Origin of the sequence: Exiguobacterium sp. BMC-KP, from assembly GCF_001275385.1 — a bacterium.
In the GTDB taxonomy this organism is placed as follows: Bacteria; Bacillota; Bacilli; order Exiguobacteriales; family Exiguobacteriaceae; genus Exiguobacterium_A.
On the sequence record NZ_LGIW01000014.1, the window covers coordinates 207,472 to 224,500 of the forward strand.

At 43.9% G+C, this 17,029-nt stretch carries 18 protein-coding genes and 1 pseudogene; 16 read left to right on the top strand and 3 right to left on the bottom strand.

The window, feature by feature from the left end; genetic code table 11:
- The first annotated feature begins 82 nt into the window (after positions 1-82).
- From ADM98_RS04980 to ADM98_RS05015, 8 genes and pseudogenes are all read left to right on the top strand, one after another.
- Complete coding sequence (locus tag ADM98_RS04980; RefSeq protein ID WP_023466936.1) at positions 83-346, top strand: metal-sensitive transcriptional regulator; 264 nt, start codon at positions 83-85, stop codon at positions 344-346.
- Positions 347-403: 57 nt separating this feature from the next.
- Positions 404-883, top strand: coding sequence for a DsrE/DsrF/DrsH-like family protein (locus ADM98_RS04985; RefSeq protein ID WP_053452515.1), 480 nt, complete (start codon positions 404-406; stop codon positions 881-883).
- A 22-nt stretch (positions 884-905) separates the two neighbouring features.
- Positions 906-1,265 carry a rhodanese-like domain-containing protein gene (locus ADM98_RS04990; RefSeq protein WP_053452516.1) on the top strand — a complete coding sequence of 120 codons (360 nt, stop codon included), beginning with the start codon at positions 906-908 and terminating at the stop codon, positions 1,263-1,265.
- Positions 1,266-1,290: 25 nt separating this feature from the next.
- Positions 1,291-1,587: a rhodanese-like domain-containing protein gene (locus tag ADM98_RS04995; protein WP_023466941.1), complete on the top strand. Its 297-nt coding sequence runs from the start codon at positions 1,291-1,293 to the stop codon at positions 1,585-1,587.
- A 32-nt stretch (positions 1,588-1,619) separates the two neighbouring features.
- Positions 1,620-2,195, top strand: coding sequence for a sulfurtransferase TusA family protein (locus ADM98_RS05000; RefSeq protein WP_082318503.1), 576 nt, complete (start codon positions 1,620-1,622; stop codon positions 2,193-2,195).
- Positions 2,196-2,230: 35 nt separating this feature from the next.
- Complete coding sequence (locus tag ADM98_RS05005) at positions 2,231-3,367, top strand: MBL fold metallo-hydrolase (protein ID WP_053452517.1); 1,137 nt, start codon at positions 2,231-2,233, stop codon at positions 3,365-3,367.
- 44 nt (positions 3,368-3,411) lie between these two features.
- The gene (locus ADM98_RS05010) at positions 3,412-3,639 is read left to right on the top strand and encodes a sulfurtransferase TusA family protein (protein WP_053452518.1); all 228 of its coding nucleotides are present in this window, start codon (positions 3,412-3,414) and stop codon (positions 3,637-3,639) included.
- A 51-nt stretch (positions 3,640-3,690) separates the two neighbouring features.
- Positions 3,691-4,469: pseudogene (locus tag ADM98_RS05015) on the top strand (sulfite exporter TauE/SafE family protein).
- A 64-nt stretch (positions 4,470-4,533) separates the two neighbouring features.
- Here the strand turns inward: ADM98_RS05015 and ADM98_RS05020 are convergent.
- Positions 4,534-4,920 (bottom strand): DUF302 domain-containing protein, encoded by a 387-nt coding sequence (locus tag ADM98_RS05020; RefSeq protein ID WP_053452519.1) that lies wholly within the window; start codon positions 4,918-4,920, stop codon positions 4,534-4,536.
- A 187-nt stretch (positions 4,921-5,107) separates the two neighbouring features.
- Here ADM98_RS05020 and msrB point away from each other — a divergent pair, with 187 nt between their 5' ends.
- The 4 genes from msrB to ADM98_RS05040 all read left to right on the top strand — a co-directional run bounded on the left by msrB (position 5,108) and on the right by ADM98_RS05040 (position 13,653).
- Positions 5,108-6,208 carry a peptide-methionine (R)-S-oxide reductase MsrB gene (msrB, locus tag ADM98_RS05025; RefSeq protein ID WP_053452520.1) on the top strand — a complete coding sequence of 367 codons (1,101 nt, stop codon included), beginning with the start codon at positions 5,108-5,110 and terminating at the stop codon, positions 6,206-6,208.
- Positions 6,209-6,357: 149 nt separating this feature from the next.
- Positions 6,358-9,204 (top strand): S8 family peptidase, encoded by a 2,847-nt coding sequence (locus ADM98_RS05030; protein ID WP_053452521.1) that lies wholly within the window; start codon positions 6,358-6,360, stop codon positions 9,202-9,204.
- 144 nt (positions 9,205-9,348) lie between these two features.
- Entirely contained in the window at positions 9,349-11,919 is a 2,571-nt protein-coding gene (locus ADM98_RS05035) for a HAMP domain-containing sensor histidine kinase (RefSeq protein ID WP_053452522.1), read from the top strand.
- A 195-nt stretch (positions 11,920-12,114) separates the two neighbouring features.
- On the top strand, positions 12,115-13,653 hold the full coding sequence (locus ADM98_RS05040) for a GGDEF domain-containing protein (RefSeq protein WP_053452523.1): 1,539 nt from the start codon (positions 12,115-12,117) through the stop codon (positions 13,651-13,653).
- 75 nt (positions 13,654-13,728) lie between these two features.
- On the opposite strand, the gene ADM98_RS05045 is transcribed toward ADM98_RS05040, so the two are convergent.
- The gene (locus tag ADM98_RS05045; protein ID WP_053452524.1) at positions 13,729-14,367 is read right to left on the bottom strand and encodes a FusB/FusC family EF-G-binding protein; all 639 of its coding nucleotides are present in this window, start codon (positions 14,365-14,367) and stop codon (positions 13,729-13,731) included.
- A gap of 123 nt (positions 14,368-14,490) precedes the next feature.
- Here ADM98_RS05045 and ADM98_RS05050 point away from each other — a divergent pair, with 123 nt between their 5' ends.
- The 3 genes from ADM98_RS05050 (at position 14,491) to ADM98_RS05060 (ending at position 16,217) form a co-directional block, all read left to right on the top strand.
- Positions 14,491-15,225, top strand: coding sequence for a hypothetical protein (locus ADM98_RS05050; protein WP_053452525.1), 735 nt, complete (start codon positions 14,491-14,493; stop codon positions 15,223-15,225).
- A gap of 64 nt (positions 15,226-15,289) precedes the next feature.
- The gene (locus ADM98_RS05055) at positions 15,290-15,739 is read left to right on the top strand and encodes a general stress protein (protein ID WP_053452526.1); all 450 of its coding nucleotides are present in this window, start codon (positions 15,290-15,292) and stop codon (positions 15,737-15,739) included.
- 28 nt (positions 15,740-15,767) lie between these two features.
- On the top strand, positions 15,768-16,217 hold the full coding sequence (locus tag ADM98_RS05060; protein WP_053452527.1) for a universal stress protein: 450 nt from the start codon (positions 15,768-15,770) through the stop codon (positions 16,215-16,217).
- Positions 16,218-16,257: 40 nt separating this feature from the next.
- Here the strand turns inward: ADM98_RS05060 and ADM98_RS05065 are convergent, their stop codons facing one another.
- A complete protein-coding gene (locus tag ADM98_RS05065; protein ID WP_053452528.1) occupies positions 16,258-16,449 on the bottom strand; it encodes a hypothetical protein in 192 nt (63 codons plus the stop codon).
- A gap of 133 nt (positions 16,450-16,582) precedes the next feature.
- Here ADM98_RS05065 and ADM98_RS05070 point away from each other — a divergent pair, with 133 nt between their 5' ends.
- The gene (locus tag ADM98_RS05070; RefSeq protein WP_029343331.1) at positions 16,583-17,026 is read left to right on the top strand and encodes a MarR family transcriptional regulator; all 444 of its coding nucleotides are present in this window, start codon (positions 16,583-16,585) and stop codon (positions 17,024-17,026) included.
- Positions 17,027-17,029 lie beyond the last annotated feature (3 nt).

Genomic DNA, 17,029 nt, shown 5'->3' on the forward strand with positions numbered 1-17,029 from the left:
TATACCCCTATAGGTATTATTGTATGAAATGTACCAACGAGGTATGACGCATGTCACATTAAAAAAAAGAGATGGACTTCATATGGAAAACGGTTATGAAGATCGCATCATTCATCGGATGAATCGGATTGAAGGACAGATCCACGGTATCGTTCGAATGATGAAAGAAGAGGCGTCCTGTAAGGATGTCGTGACACAACTGAGTGCGACACGTAGTGCAATCGATCGTGTCATTGGTCTCGTCGTCAGTGAGAACTTGATTGACTGTGTTCGTCAGGATGATGCGACGGAAAATCATGAACAAGCCGTTGCAGAGGCTGTTCAACTCTTAATGAAAAGTAGATAAAAAATTTTTTACGAATTAATATACCCATTAGGGTAAAAACTTGGAGGAATTACGTTCATGTCAGATACGAAAAAAACAACCATCGTTTTATTTAGTGGAGAGTACGACAAAGTCATGGCAGCTTATATCATTGCCAACGGTGCAGCCGCATACGATCACGAAGTCACGATTTTTCATACCTTCTGGGGTTTGAATGCGATGCGTAAAGATGAACCAATCCAGTCGGATAAAACATTCCTTGAGAAGATGTTCGGTAAGTTCATGCCACGCGGTGCCGATAAGATGCCACTCTCGAAAATGAACTTCGGTGGTGCCGGTCAAAAAATGATTAAAAACGTCATGAAGAAACACAATGCGATGCCACTTCCGGACTTGATTGAATTAGCAAAAGAGCAGGACGTCAAACTCGTCGCCTGTACGATGACGATGGATCTGCTCGGCTTAAAACAGGAAGAATTGCACGACGGCATTGAGTACGCAGGAGTTGCCGCCTACCTCGCCGATGCGGAGAACGGAAACGTCAATCTATTCATCTAATGATCTGAAGGAGGAATGACGCATGGATGTACTATCGATTATCTTGTTGCTCATCGTCGGCTATCTCGCTTATAAGATGTTTGCACCAACGAAAGGTGTCAAGCAAGTATCGACAACGGAACTGAAACCGTTGTTAAACGACCGCAAGCGATTTTATCTCGATGTTCGGACACCAGCAGAATTCAAGGGCAATCACATCAAAGGATTTAAGAATATTCCATTACAAACGTTAAACAGTCAACTGAATCAAATCCCGAAAGACAAAGAAGTGCTCGTCATCTGTCAAAGCGGAATGCGAAGCAAACAAGCCGTCAAAGTATTAAAAAAAGCCGGTTATCCGAATGTCACGGAAGTCCGTGGCGGAATGAATGCCTGGCGTTGAATCGAATGAAGAGGAGGAAATGAATATGAAACGCATGACAGCAACAGAAGTACAGGAAAAAATCGAACGTGGTGAACAACTGAACGTCATTGATGTCCGAGAAGTCGATGAAGTCAAAGAAGGAATGATTCCGGGAGCGATCCATATTCCACTCGGATTGATTGAATTCAAGATGAACGAACTCGACAAGAAAAAAGAGTATGTCATGGTATGTCGTTCTGGTGCACGGAGTGGTCGCGCAACAACATATCTCGAAGGACAAGGATATGACGTGACGAACATGGATGGCGGCATGATGTCGTACGAAGGCGAAACGAAATAAATAATACCCCACACCGTAAAGGAGCGAATTGTATGACTATGATTAAATCAGATATCGTATTGGACGCTAAAGGTCTCGCTTGTCCCATGCCAATCGTTCGGACGAAAAAAACGATCAAGACGTTAGAACCGGGACAAGTCATTGAAGTCCAGGCGACAGATAAAGGTTCGACTGCAGATCTTCGTGCTTGGGCGAACAGTACCGGTAATCATTACCTCGGTACGATTGAAGAAGGCGAAGTACTCCGTCATTACGTTCGGAAATCGACGGGCGATGTCACGGAACCTGCAGCATTCAACCAAACCGTCGATAACGCAAAAGTTGAAGCAGCACGTCAGGACGACTCAATCACGGTACTCGATGTTCGGGAACAAGCAGAATATGCCTTCGCTCACGTACCGGGAGCGATCAATATTCCGTTAGGCGAGCTGGAAGCACGACACACGGAACTGGATTCGAATCAGACGATTTATGTCATTTGCCGGACAGGCAGTCGAAGTGATATGGCATGCCGACAGCTCAGTGACAAGGGCTACACGGTCCACAATGTCTTACCGGGTATGCAGGAATGGGCATTTGAGACAACAACACTCGTTTCAGCGAAATAATTCAACAGCGTAAAGCAGAGGAGGAACTAGTAGATATGGCACAAGCAATGACAGCCGCACAAGTTACGAAGAAAATCATTGGACGTGAGTCTCTGTTCATCTTAGATGTACGGAATGAAGATGCGTTTCAAGATTGGAAGATTGAAGGAGAGAACTTCAAGTACCTCAACATTCCGTATTTTGAATTGTTGGATGGTGTTGAGGAGATTCTCGATCAGCTTCCGACGGATCAGGATGTCCTCGTCGTTTGCGCAAAAGAAGGTTCATCGATTTTCGTCGCCGATATGCTGGAAGAAGCAGGGCGAGACGTATCGTATTTCTCAGGCGGCATGAAAGCATGGAGTGAACATCTAGAACCAATTTCACTCGGAACGTTGAACGATACGGGAGCTGATCAAGGGGAAGTCATCCAGTTTGTCCGAATCGGTAAAGGATGTCTCTCGTATATGGTCATCTCAGAAGGAGAGGCTGTTCTTATCGATGCGACACGAATGACGGATGTTTATCTGGATTATGCAGCGTCACGTAACATTACGATTAAGCATGTGTTTGATACACATCTTCATGCGGATCATATTTCTGGAGGACGCGACATCGCAGAAAAAACAGGGGCGACGTATTGGTTGCCACCTAAAGATGCAACAGATGTCACATTCGAGTATGCACCACTTGAAGACGGCAGTATGGTACAAGTCGGGGATACGGCGATTGAAGTACGCGCGCTTTATTCCCCGGGACATACGATTGGATCAACGTCATTCATCGTCGATCAGCGCTATTTGTTGACGGGTGATATCTTGTTCATCGATTCGATTGGTCGTCCGGATTTAGCCGGTCTCGCAGAAGACTGGGTCGGCGACTTACGCGATTCACTCTACAACACATATCGTGATCTTTCACCGGAATTGATTGTTCTGCCAGCACACTTCATGATCATTGAAGAATTGAACACGGACGGTAGTGTAGCGGAGAAATTAAGCATCTTACTTGCGAACAATCATGGTCTCAACATCGACGATGAAACTGAATTCCGGAAGATGGTCACAGAGAACCTGCCACCACAACCGAACGCGTACCAAGACATCCGTGAAACGAACATGGGAAAACAGACACCCGATCTCGAGACACAACGGGAAATGGAAGTCGGTCCGAACCGCTGTGCGGTGCGCTAAACCGATTCATATCTAACATCAAAATCATTCAGGAGGAATACAACATGAAATCAGAACTCGTACTCGACGCAAAAGGACTTGCATGTCCGATGCCAATCGTGAAAACAAAAAAAGCCATCGCGGAACTCGAATCAGGTCAAATCCTTGAAGTCCATGCAACGGATAAAGGGGCAAAAAACGATCTTCAGGCTTGGGCGACATCGGGTGGTCATGAACTCCTCAAACATGAAGAAGAAGCAAGCGTCCTAAAATTCTGGATTCAAAAAGGTTAATTTTGAAAAGAGAGCTGATTGACGGCTCTCTTTTTTAAGGGGTGATAAACGATGGAATTAGGTTTTATCGTGACGATTTTCTTAATCGGATTCGTCGGATCCTACATTTCAGGAATGTTAGGAATTGGCGGATCAATCATTAAATATCCGATGTTACTGTATATCCCACCACTACTCGGTTTTGCGGCATTTTCCGCCCATGAAGTCGCAGGGGGATCAGCGCAATTCAAGTCTTTTTTGCGACGATTGGTGGCGTCTGGGCGTATCGGAAAGGCGGTTATTTGAATAAATCATTGATCGTCTACATGGGGGGATCGATTTTAATCGGTAGCTTCATCGGTGCCTATGGTTCAAATATCCTGGCTGAAGATACAATCAATATCGTCTACGGTGTTCTCGCGTTAACGGCAGCGATCATGATGTTCGTTCCGAAAAAAGGGCTTGACGACATTCCGCTCGATCAGGTCCAGTTCAATAAAACCGTCGCAGCTGTATCGGCATTCATCGTGGGTGTCGGAGCCGGAATCGTCGGGGCAGCAGGTGCTTTTTTACTCGTCCCGATCATGCTTGTCCTCTTAAAAATCCCGACACGGATGACGATTGCTTCGTCGCTTGCGATCACGTTCATTTCGTCGATCGGCGCAACTGTCGGTAAAATCACGACAGGACAAGTCGACTGGGGTCCTGCAGCCATCATGGTCATCGCTAGTTTAATTGCAGCACCGCTCGGCGCAATCGCCGGGAAGAAGATGAATACGAAGATTCTCCAGGTCATTCTCGCTGTCCTGATTTTAGCGACAGCCGTGAAGATTTGGATCGATATCTTATGAACAAAAAAACGCTCTACTTGTACGATGTTTCCTAGTGGAAATGCGTACAGGTAGAGCGTTTTTCTTATTGGGCGGACTGATCAATCACGTGACGTAGCGTATGTTCCACTTCTTCTGCGACCGTCTGAAGTGCTGCTTCGTCTGCTAAGTCCATCAAGGCAGTCGGCTTTGGCATACCGATTTTCGTTTGTCCGTCTTCTGTATAGACAACGATTTTACAAGGGAGAAAGTAACCGGCTCGTAAATCGTGGGATACGACGCGATGCGCTTCTTTTGGCTGGCATACTTCGAGAATATGGTAGTTTTCAGCAAAAGAAAGTTCTTTTTCTTCGAATTTTTTCGCTAAATCAAATTCCCATAGGACACCGAACGATGCTTCTGATAGAGCTTGCTTCAATTGAGTCATGACGCGATCCAAGTCGTGATGCGATGTAACAGTATAATCAAACATAGATACCCCTCCTGGTGTTTTTGAGCTATAGAGTCTATTCCCTGATCGCACTTCTTTAATCCAGATGATGTAATGTGCTCCGTTTGAGCACATGCTACGACAAGCCGGCATTAGCGCGGTACAGTTAAATAAAAGAACATCCAATCGACGTCACGTGACGTAAGCTAAATAAAGGAGGCGAAGGGAGATGAAGAAACGAATGTGGACAGTTTTATCCGTCATCGGTCTCATCGTCATCATGGTCGGGGGATACTTCGTGTTCCAGCAACAGCAAGCAAAATCAAGTGGCAGTAAGGAATTGAGTTATCAACCGGAAGAGACAGCGATTTTAGCTGGAGGATGCTTCTGGTGTATGGAGCCCCCGTTCGAAGAGTTAAAAGGAGTCAAGTCCGTCATTTCTGGTTATACGGGCGGTGATGTTGAAAATCCGACGTATAATCAAGTGTCAGCGGAGACGACAGGGCATCGGGAAGCGGTGTTGATCACGTTTGATCCGAGTGTCATCTCATATAAACAATTGCTTGATGTTTACTGGCGTCAGATTGATCCAACGGACGCAGATGGTCAATTCGTCGACCAAGGGGAATCGTACACGACAGCGATTTTCTACACGAGTGAGAAACAAAAAGAAATCGCAGCACAATCGAAACAGGATTTAGACAAACAACAAATCTTCGATGATAAAATCGTCACACCATTGATTGCAGCAGGTCCTTTTTACGAAGCGGAAGCATACCATCAGGATTATTATTTGACGAACGAGAAAAAATATAAGTTTTATCGGGCAGCTTCTGGACGTGACGACTTCATCAATCGCTACTGGAACGATCAACCGAAACTCGATCTTCCAACTTATCCAAAGTTGTCTGATGCAGAAATCAAAAAGAAATTAACCGCGATCCAGTATAAAGTGACACAAGAAGATGGAACAGAGCCAGCATTTGATAATCCGTATCATGATTTAAAAGCAGACGGGATCTATGTCGATCTGATTTCTGGAGAACCACTGTTTTCATCAAATGATAAATATGACTCGAAGACAGGCTGGCCGAGTTTTACGAAACCACTTGAGCCGGGCAATATCATTGAGAAAAGTGACTTCTCAATCGGGATGAAACGGATGGAAGTTCGGAGTCGACATGGAAATGCACATCTCGGACACGTCTTCTCAGATGGTCCGAAACCGACCGGACTTCGATATTGTATGAACTCGGCTGCGTTACGTTTCATTCCGAAAGAGGAATTGAAACAAGAAGGATACAGCGAATATGTAGCAGATTTTAAATGAATGGAATCGAAAAGACGCATCGTGTTCTTTAGAACATGATGCGTCTTTCTTTCAAAATTGTAAGATTTCACTATAAATTAATTATCCATTTTATCCATATACTGTTTATAATCAAATTAAAGTATATCCATTTTGAAGGAGGAGCATGTGTGAAGAAATTGATGATTTGGGTCATGCTGAGCTGTTTAGTTTTAACGCTCGGAGTAGGACCAACTACTGCAAAGGCGGAGACCGCTCTTGCAAACGCAACACTTTTACAAGCAGGAAAAGAAACGACACTTAAGACCGGAATGGAAGAAAAAAATACATATTGGTACCGTGTCAATCATGAAGCTGGTATAGAAAAAACTGCATCACACTTCGAGTTATCGATCGATACGGATCAACCTGTTCAAGTAACAGCTTATCCGAGCGAAGCGATGGCAGCTGAAGATGATACATTTGATCGTTACCGGACAGAATCCGAGCCGAACGAAAAAGCACCAACAAAATTAGCTGTTCCGTATGCATGGGATGGACCATATTATGTCAAAGTCGAATATTACCCGAACATCGAAGAGGGGAAAACGACAAAAGCGGCAAACGTTAAGTTAACATACAATAACGTCAAATTGGCTGTTGAATACGAGCCAATCAGCGATATTAGCTGTATGGCAGAAGAAGCATTAAAACAAACAAAAGAAGAAAAACCAATGCTAGCTCTGATGCACTCGATTCAAAAACAAGTATTGAGTCAATCGGATGCAGGTCGTGCATTGACTTCACTTTATTACAAAACATCACCGTACGTTGTCAAAACGCTTCTTTTCAATAAGGATAAGCGCCAACAAGCGTACGAAGATTTAAAAACATTGAAACCTGCAATGGAGGCACTTGTACGTGGAACATCGTACACGCTGACAAAGACAGATCAACAAGCGGTCGACCGTCTTTATACATTATCACGTGATGCTTCTCCTGCTGTGATTGCAGAAGAAATCGATGGATATGCAAAAAAAATGAAGATATCTGAAATGAGTGGTAGTACATTAGACGATACGTTCGGAACATTAGGGATGAACATTCAGTCAAAAGAAACTACGCGATTCATTGTTAAGTTAAAGCCAGGGAAAACAGTCAGTTCAATGAAAATTGCTGGAATTCAATCGGCAGATGTTGAGCGTTTACCACTCGGTAAAGCTGGTGATTTCATTGTTGTGACAGAAGACCCGACGGTGAAAGGGCAATCAGCATCAGCATTAAAGCAATCGATTGGTCGTTCATCAGCTGTCGAATATGTTGAAAAGATTCAAACTTACAAAGCAACAAGTGATATCAATTTTGACTACCAATGGGCCGTCAATAAGAAAACAGTTTTCGAACAGTTCCCGAATGTTGGGATTGGTTTTGAGGAGTTCCAAAAACGGTTTAGTGGGAAAAAGTTAGCACCTGTCAAAATTGCAGTCATCGATACAGGTGTTGATTATCGCTTAAAGGATTTACAAGGGAAAGTTGATATTGCGAATGAGAAAAACTATGTTTCTGTAAACGGTGACGGTGACGCGATTGATGATAATGGTCACGGAACACACGTAGCAGGAGTCATCGCAGCGACGATCAACAACGATTACGGTATCCAAGGGATCCATCAGTCGGCACAAATCTTGCCAGTTAAAGTTTTAAATGCAAATGGTGAAGGAGAAACAGATGCCATTGCACTCGGTATTAAATATGCTGTTGATCATGGGGCGAAAGTCATCAATATGAGTCTTGGTGGTGGTGAAAGCCGCACAATGGCTTATATGATGAAATATGCTGCGGATCATGGTGTAACAGTCGTTGCCGCTTCAGGAAATGACTACGATATGATGGTCGGGTTCCCAGCAAACTCAGAATATGCGATTTCTGTTGGAGCGACGAATACGCTCGGTATGGTTTCAGATTACTCGAATTATGGAGTAGGACTTGATGTCGTTGCACCAGGTTCAAAAGTTGCGAGTTTGATTCCGGACGGTAATACGGTCTATATGGATGGAACAAGCATGGCTTCACCACACGTTGCAGCTGTTGCGGGAATCTTGAAGTCACTTAATCCTAAACTAACACCTAAACAAATCGAACAAATTCTACAAAAAAGTGCAGAACCACTAGCTTTCGAAAACCCGAATGATTGGTTTGAGGAAGAAGAGGGAGAAGAGCTTGAATTTAAGTTTCCTGCCTATGTCAGTCCAGTTTCAGGATACGGAAAAGTCAGTATTCCTCGGGCAATTTCGCAATTGAATTTAAGTGGAGCTGTTAACAAAGTATATGATAATAAACTGACTGTTACAGGAACGGTTAAAACCGGAACAAAGGTTGAAGTATGGTCAACTAAGAAGTTGGGGTCTACTACAGCTAAATCTGGAAAATACAGCGTGTCGATTCCGCGTCAAACTAAAGGGACCGTTTTGACGGTTCGTTACGTAAACGGGCTTGACGTCACGTCAGAACGTACAGAAGTTATTGCTGGTAAAGCACCAGCCGCACCAAAAGTCAAACCAGTTCTTGCCGGTGCAACAAAACTGACAGGTACAGCTCTTGCGGGCGGTACGATTACAGTCAAAGATGCGAAACAAAAGAAAATTGCAACGGCGAAAGTCGATGCAAAAGGTACGTTCAGCGCGAAATTACCGAAACAGGTGGGTGGTTCAAGCTTGATCGTTACGGTGACGGATATTGCCAAACGTACAAGTAAACCGACTGTCGTAAAAGTCTTACCAGCGCCAACTGCACCCAAAGTGAAATCGGTCTATGCCGGTCAAACGAAAGTAACGGGTACAGCTGAAAAGAAATTGAGTGTCTATGTAAAAGATGCGAAGAAAAAAGTGATTGGAAAAGGAACGGTTTCTTCTAAAGGAAACTATTCCGTAAAAATTCCGAAGCAAAAAGCAAAAGCAAAACTATCTGTCTATGTGAAGAATACACGCGGACAATTGAGTCCTGTGACTTCTGTTACAGTCAAGAAAGCGAAAAAATAAGGGGTACGAAGACCTTTTTTCGGGTACATTCCGAGAAAAGGTCTTTTTTTGTACATCTTAGCTGTTGCTTCGAAAGCGTTTCTATTATATTAAAAGAAACAAATGAAAAAGCATCATTCAGTGAATGATGAGGAGGATACATTCATGATGAATTGGATTCGGCGACGAATCGGTCGGCAACTGCTGACGGTTTTTTATGCGGTACTGGTCGTAGTATCGATTACTTCGTTCTTTGTCTATGACTACATGGAAGGGCGAATTGAAACGTCTAAAGAGAATCTTGAAACGATCAGTGAACAAAATCGCCGAGCCAACGATTTATGGGACAATTGGCAAACGGTTCAGTTCGGCTTACGAGGTTTTGTCATATTTGGAGACCAGGATCGGTTTGACGAGGTTCAAGCACTTCGAACAGATATTAAAAGTGAGACTGATTGGTTCATGCGAAATGCAAAAACGGATGAAGAAGAAGAATTCGCCGCACAAATGACGAATCTATATGAATTGTACTACGATGCCTTATTTCCGTTGACCCAGTCTTACGTTAACGAAAAAAAGGCGAATCGAATTAACGAAGATTTTTTACAAGGCGATAGTCTGTTTTCTTTACCGATTGCCGAGCGTCTTGTAGAACAAGGACGATTAAAGCCGACCGCAGATGGATCAATCGATATTACACCAGATATTGAAAAAGCATCTGCTGCACTTGATGAATATCGAACGAATCTCAATCAACAGCAAGAAACAGCTGTTGGAGAATTACGAAGTGAGGTCGCGAAATCACAATGGATTTGGATTTCAAGTATCGTTGTGCTCGTTGCATTCATTCTCTTATTCATTCATCCGTTCCTTCGTCGAATGACGCGACAATTGTTACGACTAGTCGAGGATAATCAAAAACTTGCCCGTAAGGAATCGATTGAAATCGACAAGACAGCAGAACAACGTCCAGACGAAATTGGATTGTTACGTGCTTCCTTTAATCGGATGGTCGTGACGACGAATGCCCATACGGATGCGATGCAAGGGAAAAACGAAGAATTGCAGGCGCAAAGTGAGGAATTGCTCGCGCAACAAGAAGAGTTACAGGCGCAACAAGAGGAACTCGAAGAAGCGTATCAAACGACGAAAAAGAATGAGGAAAAGTTGCGATTACGTAGCGAATTGACGGAGGCGCTCGCCGTTCGTGAAACTGTCGAATCATATCCGGCAATCGTTCAAAAGATGATCGATATCACCTCTTCGGAGTACGGTGCTCTTTTACTCTACGAAGAAGGGGAGTTCATCGGTACAACAACAAACGGCATGACGATGGACTATTTAAAAGTTCTCCTGAAAGATGAGATGTCCGTTATCAATCGTGCTGTTCGTGAGATGGAATTCGTCCAATCAGAAAAACGAGTGACACGTGAAAAAGATCATCCGTATTCCTTTAGTACGTATGAAGTGACGATTCCAGTCCAAGACCCAGAAACCCATGAGTTGATTGCCGCCATCTATCTCGTTCGCTACAAATCTTCATATAAAGGACAACAGCTGACGGATATTCGCGAGTTTGCGCAACAAATGACGCTTTCACTTTTACGAACACGTTCTTACGAAGGAATGCGTCAGGAAAAAGAAAAAACAGAGCAAGTGTTGGACTCGATCCGAGAAGCAATCATCTATCTCGAGGATGGAAATGGAGAGTTGTACGTCAATCGACCGTTGTTTGAGTTGATTCCAGAACTCCAATCGGAATTTACAGTAGATCGAACTTTGCCATCGAGTGAGTATGTCATCAATGTCATGCGCCAGTTAGTTGATGATGTTGAAGCCTTTAATACGTATCTGGATTTGATTCGCTCAGGTGAGATTTCACCGGATAAGGTTCGCTTTGATGTTCGAAACAACACCGCTCATCTTGAAGTCTACGCGGAGCGTATTGATGTTGTAGGTGGATGGAAGGGAATCATCCTTGTTTTGCGGGATATTACCCGGGAAACGGAAGCGGATCGTTTAAAAACAGAACTTGTCTCCACTGTTTCGCATGAGTTACGTACACCACTGTCATCGATTTATGGTTTTACAGAATTGATGTTGAATCGAAAAATCGATGATTCAAAACAGCAGAAATATCTAGCGACGATTCATAATGAGACGGAACGATTATCGAATCTCGTCACAGACTTCTTAGATGTTCAGCGCATGCAGTCGGGTGGACAGTTGTATCAGATGGCGCATCTCGATTTATTTAGCTTAACCGAACAGGTGATGTCCTTGTATGATGCCTCAAGTGAACAACACGATCTTCATTTGCAGTTACTCAGTCCAGATCGCCCGTTGATTCTAGGTGATGAGGATCGGATTAAGCAGTTGATGAATAATTTGATCAATAACGCGATCAAGTATTCTCCGGACGGTGGGCGCGTGGATGTCTGGATTGATACGAAAGACGATCAAGCTATCATTGAAGTGAAGGACGAAGGGATTGGGATTCCACACCATGCGTTCGCACACTTATTTGATAAATTCTATCGTGTTGATAATTCGGATACACGTCGAATCGGCGGGACTGGACTCGGTTTATCGATCTGTAAGGAAATCGTCAAGGAACATGAAGGCGTCATTCATGTGGAATCTGAAGTCGGGAAAGGTAGTCGGTTTATTATCGTTTTACCGCTTAGTCTAACCGAATCGATTGAATCGCCGAAAGAGAATCGACGTTCCAGTTAAAGATAATGTGATACGTTATGATCAAACCGTGTTCAGACCGCTTAGGTGTGAGCACGGTTTTTTGTTGAGCTCAAAATAGTCAAACTTACAAAAAGATAGTAATAAAATAAAAAAAGAGTGAATAAACAGCAAGCATGAACCGATATACCTGTAGGACAAACGAACTATAGTTAAAAAAGGAGAGGGGGATTCGTCATGTATCAGAAATGGTTGGGAGTTGTCATCAGCTGGCTTCTCATTCATATCGGCTGGGTGACGTACGTTGGGACGGATACGATGTTAGGGCAAATCGTAAATAGTCTGTTCACGATCGGTGGTGTATCAATCTCCCTCTATTTAATTTGGCAGGCACAGCGACGTCATACAAGACGCCCTTTTACTTCTCGTTTATTTCTTTTATTATTATTCGCTAACGCAATGCTTGGCATAGGCGAATGTGGACAGCTCCTTTATTTCATCCAAGGACGAACACGAACGGAGCCGTTTGACTGGATTGATTTAATCTTTAGTCTTCAAATTTTGATCTACATCATCGCCTTTGGTTATTTCCTACAAAATCGACGACGCGAGGTTAATTTACGCGTCTTTTTATTTGATGAGTTCATTATTTTAGTGGTTGCTGCTTCGCTCTCTTGGCATTACTTGGTCACACCGTATTTAAAAGCGAATGAATTGCTGACAATCGAAACACTCTTGTGGTTACGTTATCCGATCGGCGATTTATTGTTACTTGGTGGGATGATTGTCTTATTTTTTGGTTTGATGAAGCGAGGAAATGGCGGTTCGTTATTATTGATTTTACTCGCGTTTCATTTTCAGTTACTCGCTGATCTTTTATATGTCGTACTCGAACGATTCGATTATCCGATTCCCTTGAGCTCGCTTGATCCGTTGTGGCTAGCGACTGTCATGATTGTTGGGCTTGCCGCGTATCGCTTTGACGCTGAGGAATCCCACGTGACGCTTGACGCCACACGGAGATGGATCGATGTCTTACGTTTGATTACACCTTATTTGTTCTTATTGATTTTATTCGTCACGATGGCACGTCAAACCATTAGTTGGAACGGTTTGACGATTGGTCTGATGATTGCCATCCCGTTATTGATTTCTCGTCAAATCCGGATTGTCGTTGATAATCAACGGTTACGCGAGAATCTCGAGGCGAAGGTAGAGGAGCGGACGGAAGCATTGGCATCTGCAATGGAAGAGATGCGGCATATGGCGTACCATGATGCTTTAACCGGATTACCGAATCGCTATTTATTTGCGCGACTGTTTCAAGATGCCCTGTACCGAGCGGAAGCGAGTGAAGGACAAGTCGGCTTGTTCTTTATCGATATCGATCACTTCAAAAAAATTAATGATACGTACGGACATCGCGTCGGAGATCAACTCATCATCGATGTCACGACACGCTTACAAAAGAAACTGCCACCGAATACAGTCATTTCAAGGCAAGGTGGGGATGAGTTCGTCGTCTTATTGTTTGACGTTGAACAAGAAGATGAAGTGATTCAGTGTGGGGAACAGCTTGTATCGTTGTTCGAGCAGCCGTTTCATCACGGGATTATCTCACTTCCTGTGACGGCAAGTATCGGTGGAGCGATCTATCCTGCACATGCAGCGTCTCGATCGGACTTGATCGAGCAGGCGGATCTTGCGATGTATGAGGCAAAGCGTCGTGGGAAAAATCAATTTTACTTGCACGATGTATCGACAACGCCAATCTGAACGAAGTCATGTCTAAAAAAGACGCTCGTATGCTGAACCAAAGCGGATCAGCATACGAGCGTCTTTTTCATAACATCATTTCTTTTGTATACGTGCTAGAAAGGTTTCAATGACATCTGGATTCGTCACGGCGTGATTACACGCATCGCTATCGATGCACATATGGTGACCAATCGTCTGATGTTGTTCCGCTGAACGACGTGTCGTTGCGGTCACGAGTGTAATGTCACTATACGTATGACAAATTGCGCAAATTCCTTTTTGAATCGACGGCAGATAGGTACTTTCGACACCAATCCATTCCCCATCTAAAGGATAGACGAAGTACTTTTTTCGATTCCCGGTATCGTTCCAGCTTAAAAACGTCGTCTGTGCCCATTCGAAGGAATGGAGTGGTGGAATATGCAACTTTTTCGTTTTTTTGAAGAGCTGTCGGATGCGTGATTCCGAAATACTCGGAAACGGTTGGACAAAAGGTTCGACGTGCGCCAAGTACGCGAGAAGGTCCTGTTCGGATTCAGCGTCACGCATCTTCGTCAACAGGGCTTCTTGCTCCGGTGTAAGTACGGGTAATAGATCGAATATCTTTTCAGCGGCGCTGTACCGGACCGCATCACGGACATCTGGGTCATGAACGGCAGCGAACTGATGTTGTAGCAAATCGACTTGATTCCGAATGAAATTGTATTGATAAGGCAGTAAAAATGCGTCCATGCTCGTTCCTCCTTTTCTTTTCATCGTACCGGAATTTGGTAAGAGAACAAAGTGACATTTTTGTTTTTCTAACTCCTGCAACGGGAATTGAATAACAGAATGAACGAGGAGGTGAAGAGGCGGATGCAATTTTTAACAGTCTTACGCTTCATGAACATAGGAGCATTCCTCTTTGCATTACTAGCACGCGTCGTATGGCCGCATCCAGTCACTATTCCTGCATTACCTCTTGTTCCGGCACCTTTCTTTGACGCTATTGCAGGTGTCGTTTTTACGACACTATTGATTTGGTGTATCCGACCAGTTCGTGCCTTCCCGGCAGATCGAGAACTGATAGAAGATATTGGGGGATGGCTCGCGTTATCGCTCGTGACGCTTGGTGTCAGTAGTATGACCGGACCACCGTGGGAACTCGTCTGGACGACCATTTCATTCATCAGTCTTTGCTTAGTCTATATGAAAATTCAGTATCATCCACGACGCTCGCCTTGGATGCGTTCGCCGTTTTCAGTGTTGCTCGCTTGGATGAGTACGATGCTGTTGATTTTACCGTTTCGAATCTTGTCTGACTTTCAATTCACCTCACTGTTCGGTCTTTCCGAACACCAATGGAGTACGGTTGCACTCATCTTAGCGATTATCGGAGGTCTCTTATTCATCGTGATTCATTCGGATTGGGTGTTTGGTCTCGTGCTCGTGTGGTATCTGATTGGATTGTTCTTTAACGAGCGTCTCGGGTTCTTGCAACAAATCGTGACGGGTCTCGGAATCGTATGTGCGTTACTCGTCTGCTATTACATCTTCTATAAACGACAGCGATTCTTTCGGCAGCATTCTTCGAAGTCTTCTTCAACCTAGTCATGTTTTAGGTGAATTTGGGGTATATCCCTTATAGCTGTTATAAAAGAGGGGGACATACATCGTGGGGAAAAAACAATGGATTGGCGTCTATCAGAACGAAACAGATTTGATTCGAAAAATCGAGGATTTACATTTTGCGGGTTATCTAGAAGAAGATTTGTATGTCGTGCTGCAAGACAAAACGGATATGGCGATGTTACGCGGACAATCTGCTGCGCAACTCGTCTCCGGAAAACGAACACTGTTTGAACGATTTACTGGAAAACCAGCTTCTGCTGAGGAAATCCAAACAGCGTTTACGGAACTTGGGTTACCAGAGTCAGATATTCGTCAACACGTCGTGCGCGTCCAACAGGGAGAATACGTTCTTTTAGCAGATGAAGCGGGCGCGTCGCGTCCTGCACCGGAGCCGAAGAGTATTCTTGAGACTGAGCCGGAAGGAATCGAGGCGGAACGTAAGCTGGATCATGAAAACCGCGCCCTTGAAAATGAAAATGACCGGATGCTGTAAGAGAGTCGTGCAGAAAGGATGATTCTTGATGGAGAGCCAGTATCATACGATTTTAGTCGCAGTTGATGGATCGAAGACAGCCGATTTAGCTTTTGAGAAAGCAGTCAAATTTTCAAAACTCGATCATGCAAAACTCGTCATCACTCATGTCATCGATATTCAAACATTTGCTAATGTCCGTGCCAATAAGCGTTTCATTGATCAGAACGTTACGGAATATGCGCAAGAACTACTTGATCGTTATGAAAAACGGGCACGGGAAGCTGGAGTAGAGACAGTTGAACTCGTTATTGAAAATGGCTCTCCGAAAACATTGATTCCAAAGGTTATCGCACCACGCGTCGGTGCAGGGTTGATCGTCTGTGGAGCGGTCGGAATGAATGCGATGGAACGAATCATGATCGGGAGTGTTTCTGAAAACATCTCCCGTTATGCGAAATGTGACATTTATATCGTCCGTCCGAAAACCTTGAAGTGACATGAAACAGCACACATCGACCGATGTGTGCTGTTTCATGTCATGTTAAAAAGTAATAGAAGATTCCTAATAAAATCAGAATGATCGGGAGAAAAATGAAATACATCCAAGACATGTTTTTTGCTGAAGTTTTATGGTCGTACCGTTCTTCTGTGGGTTGCTTGGCAATCCGTAACGTAAAGACAAGACCTACGAGACAGATGACTAACGCAATCCAAAACAAAGTCAACATAAGCATGCTCCTCTCTAGCTCTATCATATCGAAAATAGTCATGTTTTGCATGAGAAGTTGTGACAGTTTGAAGTTGACAAGTTTCTAGTTGAGGGGCTAAACTAATGTCATGAGTTTAGGGGGTAAACTAAAAATGAAAGACAATCTACGTGAAGCAGTCCTCCTGTTTGAAGAAGTTATGATCCACGGAACGGAACGTGTATTAAAGTCTGTCGAAGCGCCTGTTTGGCAAATGTATTCACCGGAACAACTGCATGTGTTGAAGCTTGTCGGCAAATACGGACCGATTTCGTCAGGTCGTCTCGCGGCAGTACAGGGCGTTCACAAAAGCGCGATTTCCAACCGTTTGAAGAAGTTGACGGAAAAAGGACTTGTCATCGTCGAACGACGAGAAGATGACCACCGGACGAAGTATATTTCGCTGACGGAGTCAGGTCGATTAGTTGCAACTGAAGCGGAGCAAGAAATCTATACGTATCTTGAGAATTTAATTGAAGGAAAGGTCGAGGAAGAAGAAATCATCCAATTCATCGAAACCTTTAAGAAAATCAAAGAGATTTTGCAGTTGAACGACTAAAGA

Bases quoted from the DNA above. Each gene is read 5' to 3' on its own strand.
- ADM98_RS04980 (WP_023466936.1), top strand. From the start codon at position 83: ATGGAAAACGGTTATGAAGATCGCATCATTCATCGGATGAATCGGATT.
- ADM98_RS04985 (WP_053452515.1), top strand. From the start codon at position 404: ATGTCAGATACGAAAAAAACAACCATCGTTTTATTTAGTGGAGAGTAC.
- ADM98_RS04990 (WP_053452516.1), top strand. From the start codon at position 906: ATGGATGTACTATCGATTATCTTGTTGCTCATCGTCGGCTATCTCGCT.
- ADM98_RS04995 (WP_023466941.1), top strand. From the start codon at position 1,291: ATGAAACGCATGACAGCAACAGAAGTACAGGAAAAAATCGAACGTGGT.
- ADM98_RS05000 (WP_082318503.1), top strand. From the start codon at position 1,620: ATGACTATGATTAAATCAGATATCGTATTGGACGCTAAAGGTCTCGCT.
- ADM98_RS05005 (WP_053452517.1), top strand. From the start codon at position 2,231: ATGGCACAAGCAATGACAGCCGCACAAGTTACGAAGAAAATCATTGGA.
- ADM98_RS05010 (WP_053452518.1), top strand. From the start codon at position 3,412: ATGAAATCAGAACTCGTACTCGACGCAAAAGGACTTGCATGTCCGATG.
- ADM98_RS05020 (WP_053452519.1), bottom strand. From the start codon at position 4,920: ATGTTTGATTATACTGTTACATCGCATCACGACTTGGATCGCGTCATG.
- msrB (WP_053452520.1), top strand. From the start codon at position 5,108: ATGAAGAAACGAATGTGGACAGTTTTATCCGTCATCGGTCTCATCGTC.
- ADM98_RS05035 (WP_053452522.1), top strand. From the start codon at position 9,349: ATGATGAATTGGATTCGGCGACGAATCGGTCGGCAACTGCTGACGGTT.
- ADM98_RS05040 (WP_053452523.1), top strand. From the start codon at position 12,115: ATGTATCAGAAATGGTTGGGAGTTGTCATCAGCTGGCTTCTCATTCAT.
- ADM98_RS05045 (WP_053452524.1), bottom strand. From the start codon at position 14,367: ATGGACGCATTTTTACTGCCTTATCAATACAATTTCATTCGGAATCAA.
- ADM98_RS05050 (WP_053452525.1), top strand. From the start codon at position 14,491: ATGCAATTTTTAACAGTCTTACGCTTCATGAACATAGGAGCATTCCTC.
- ADM98_RS05060 (WP_053452527.1), top strand. From the start codon at position 15,768: ATGGAGAGCCAGTATCATACGATTTTAGTCGCAGTTGATGGATCGAAG.
- ADM98_RS05065 (WP_053452528.1), bottom strand. From the start codon at position 16,449: ATGTTGACTTTGTTTTGGATTGCGTTAGTCATCTGTCTCGTAGGTCTT.
- ADM98_RS05070 (WP_029343331.1), top strand. From the start codon at position 16,583: ATGAAAGACAATCTACGTGAAGCAGTCCTCCTGTTTGAAGAAGTTATG.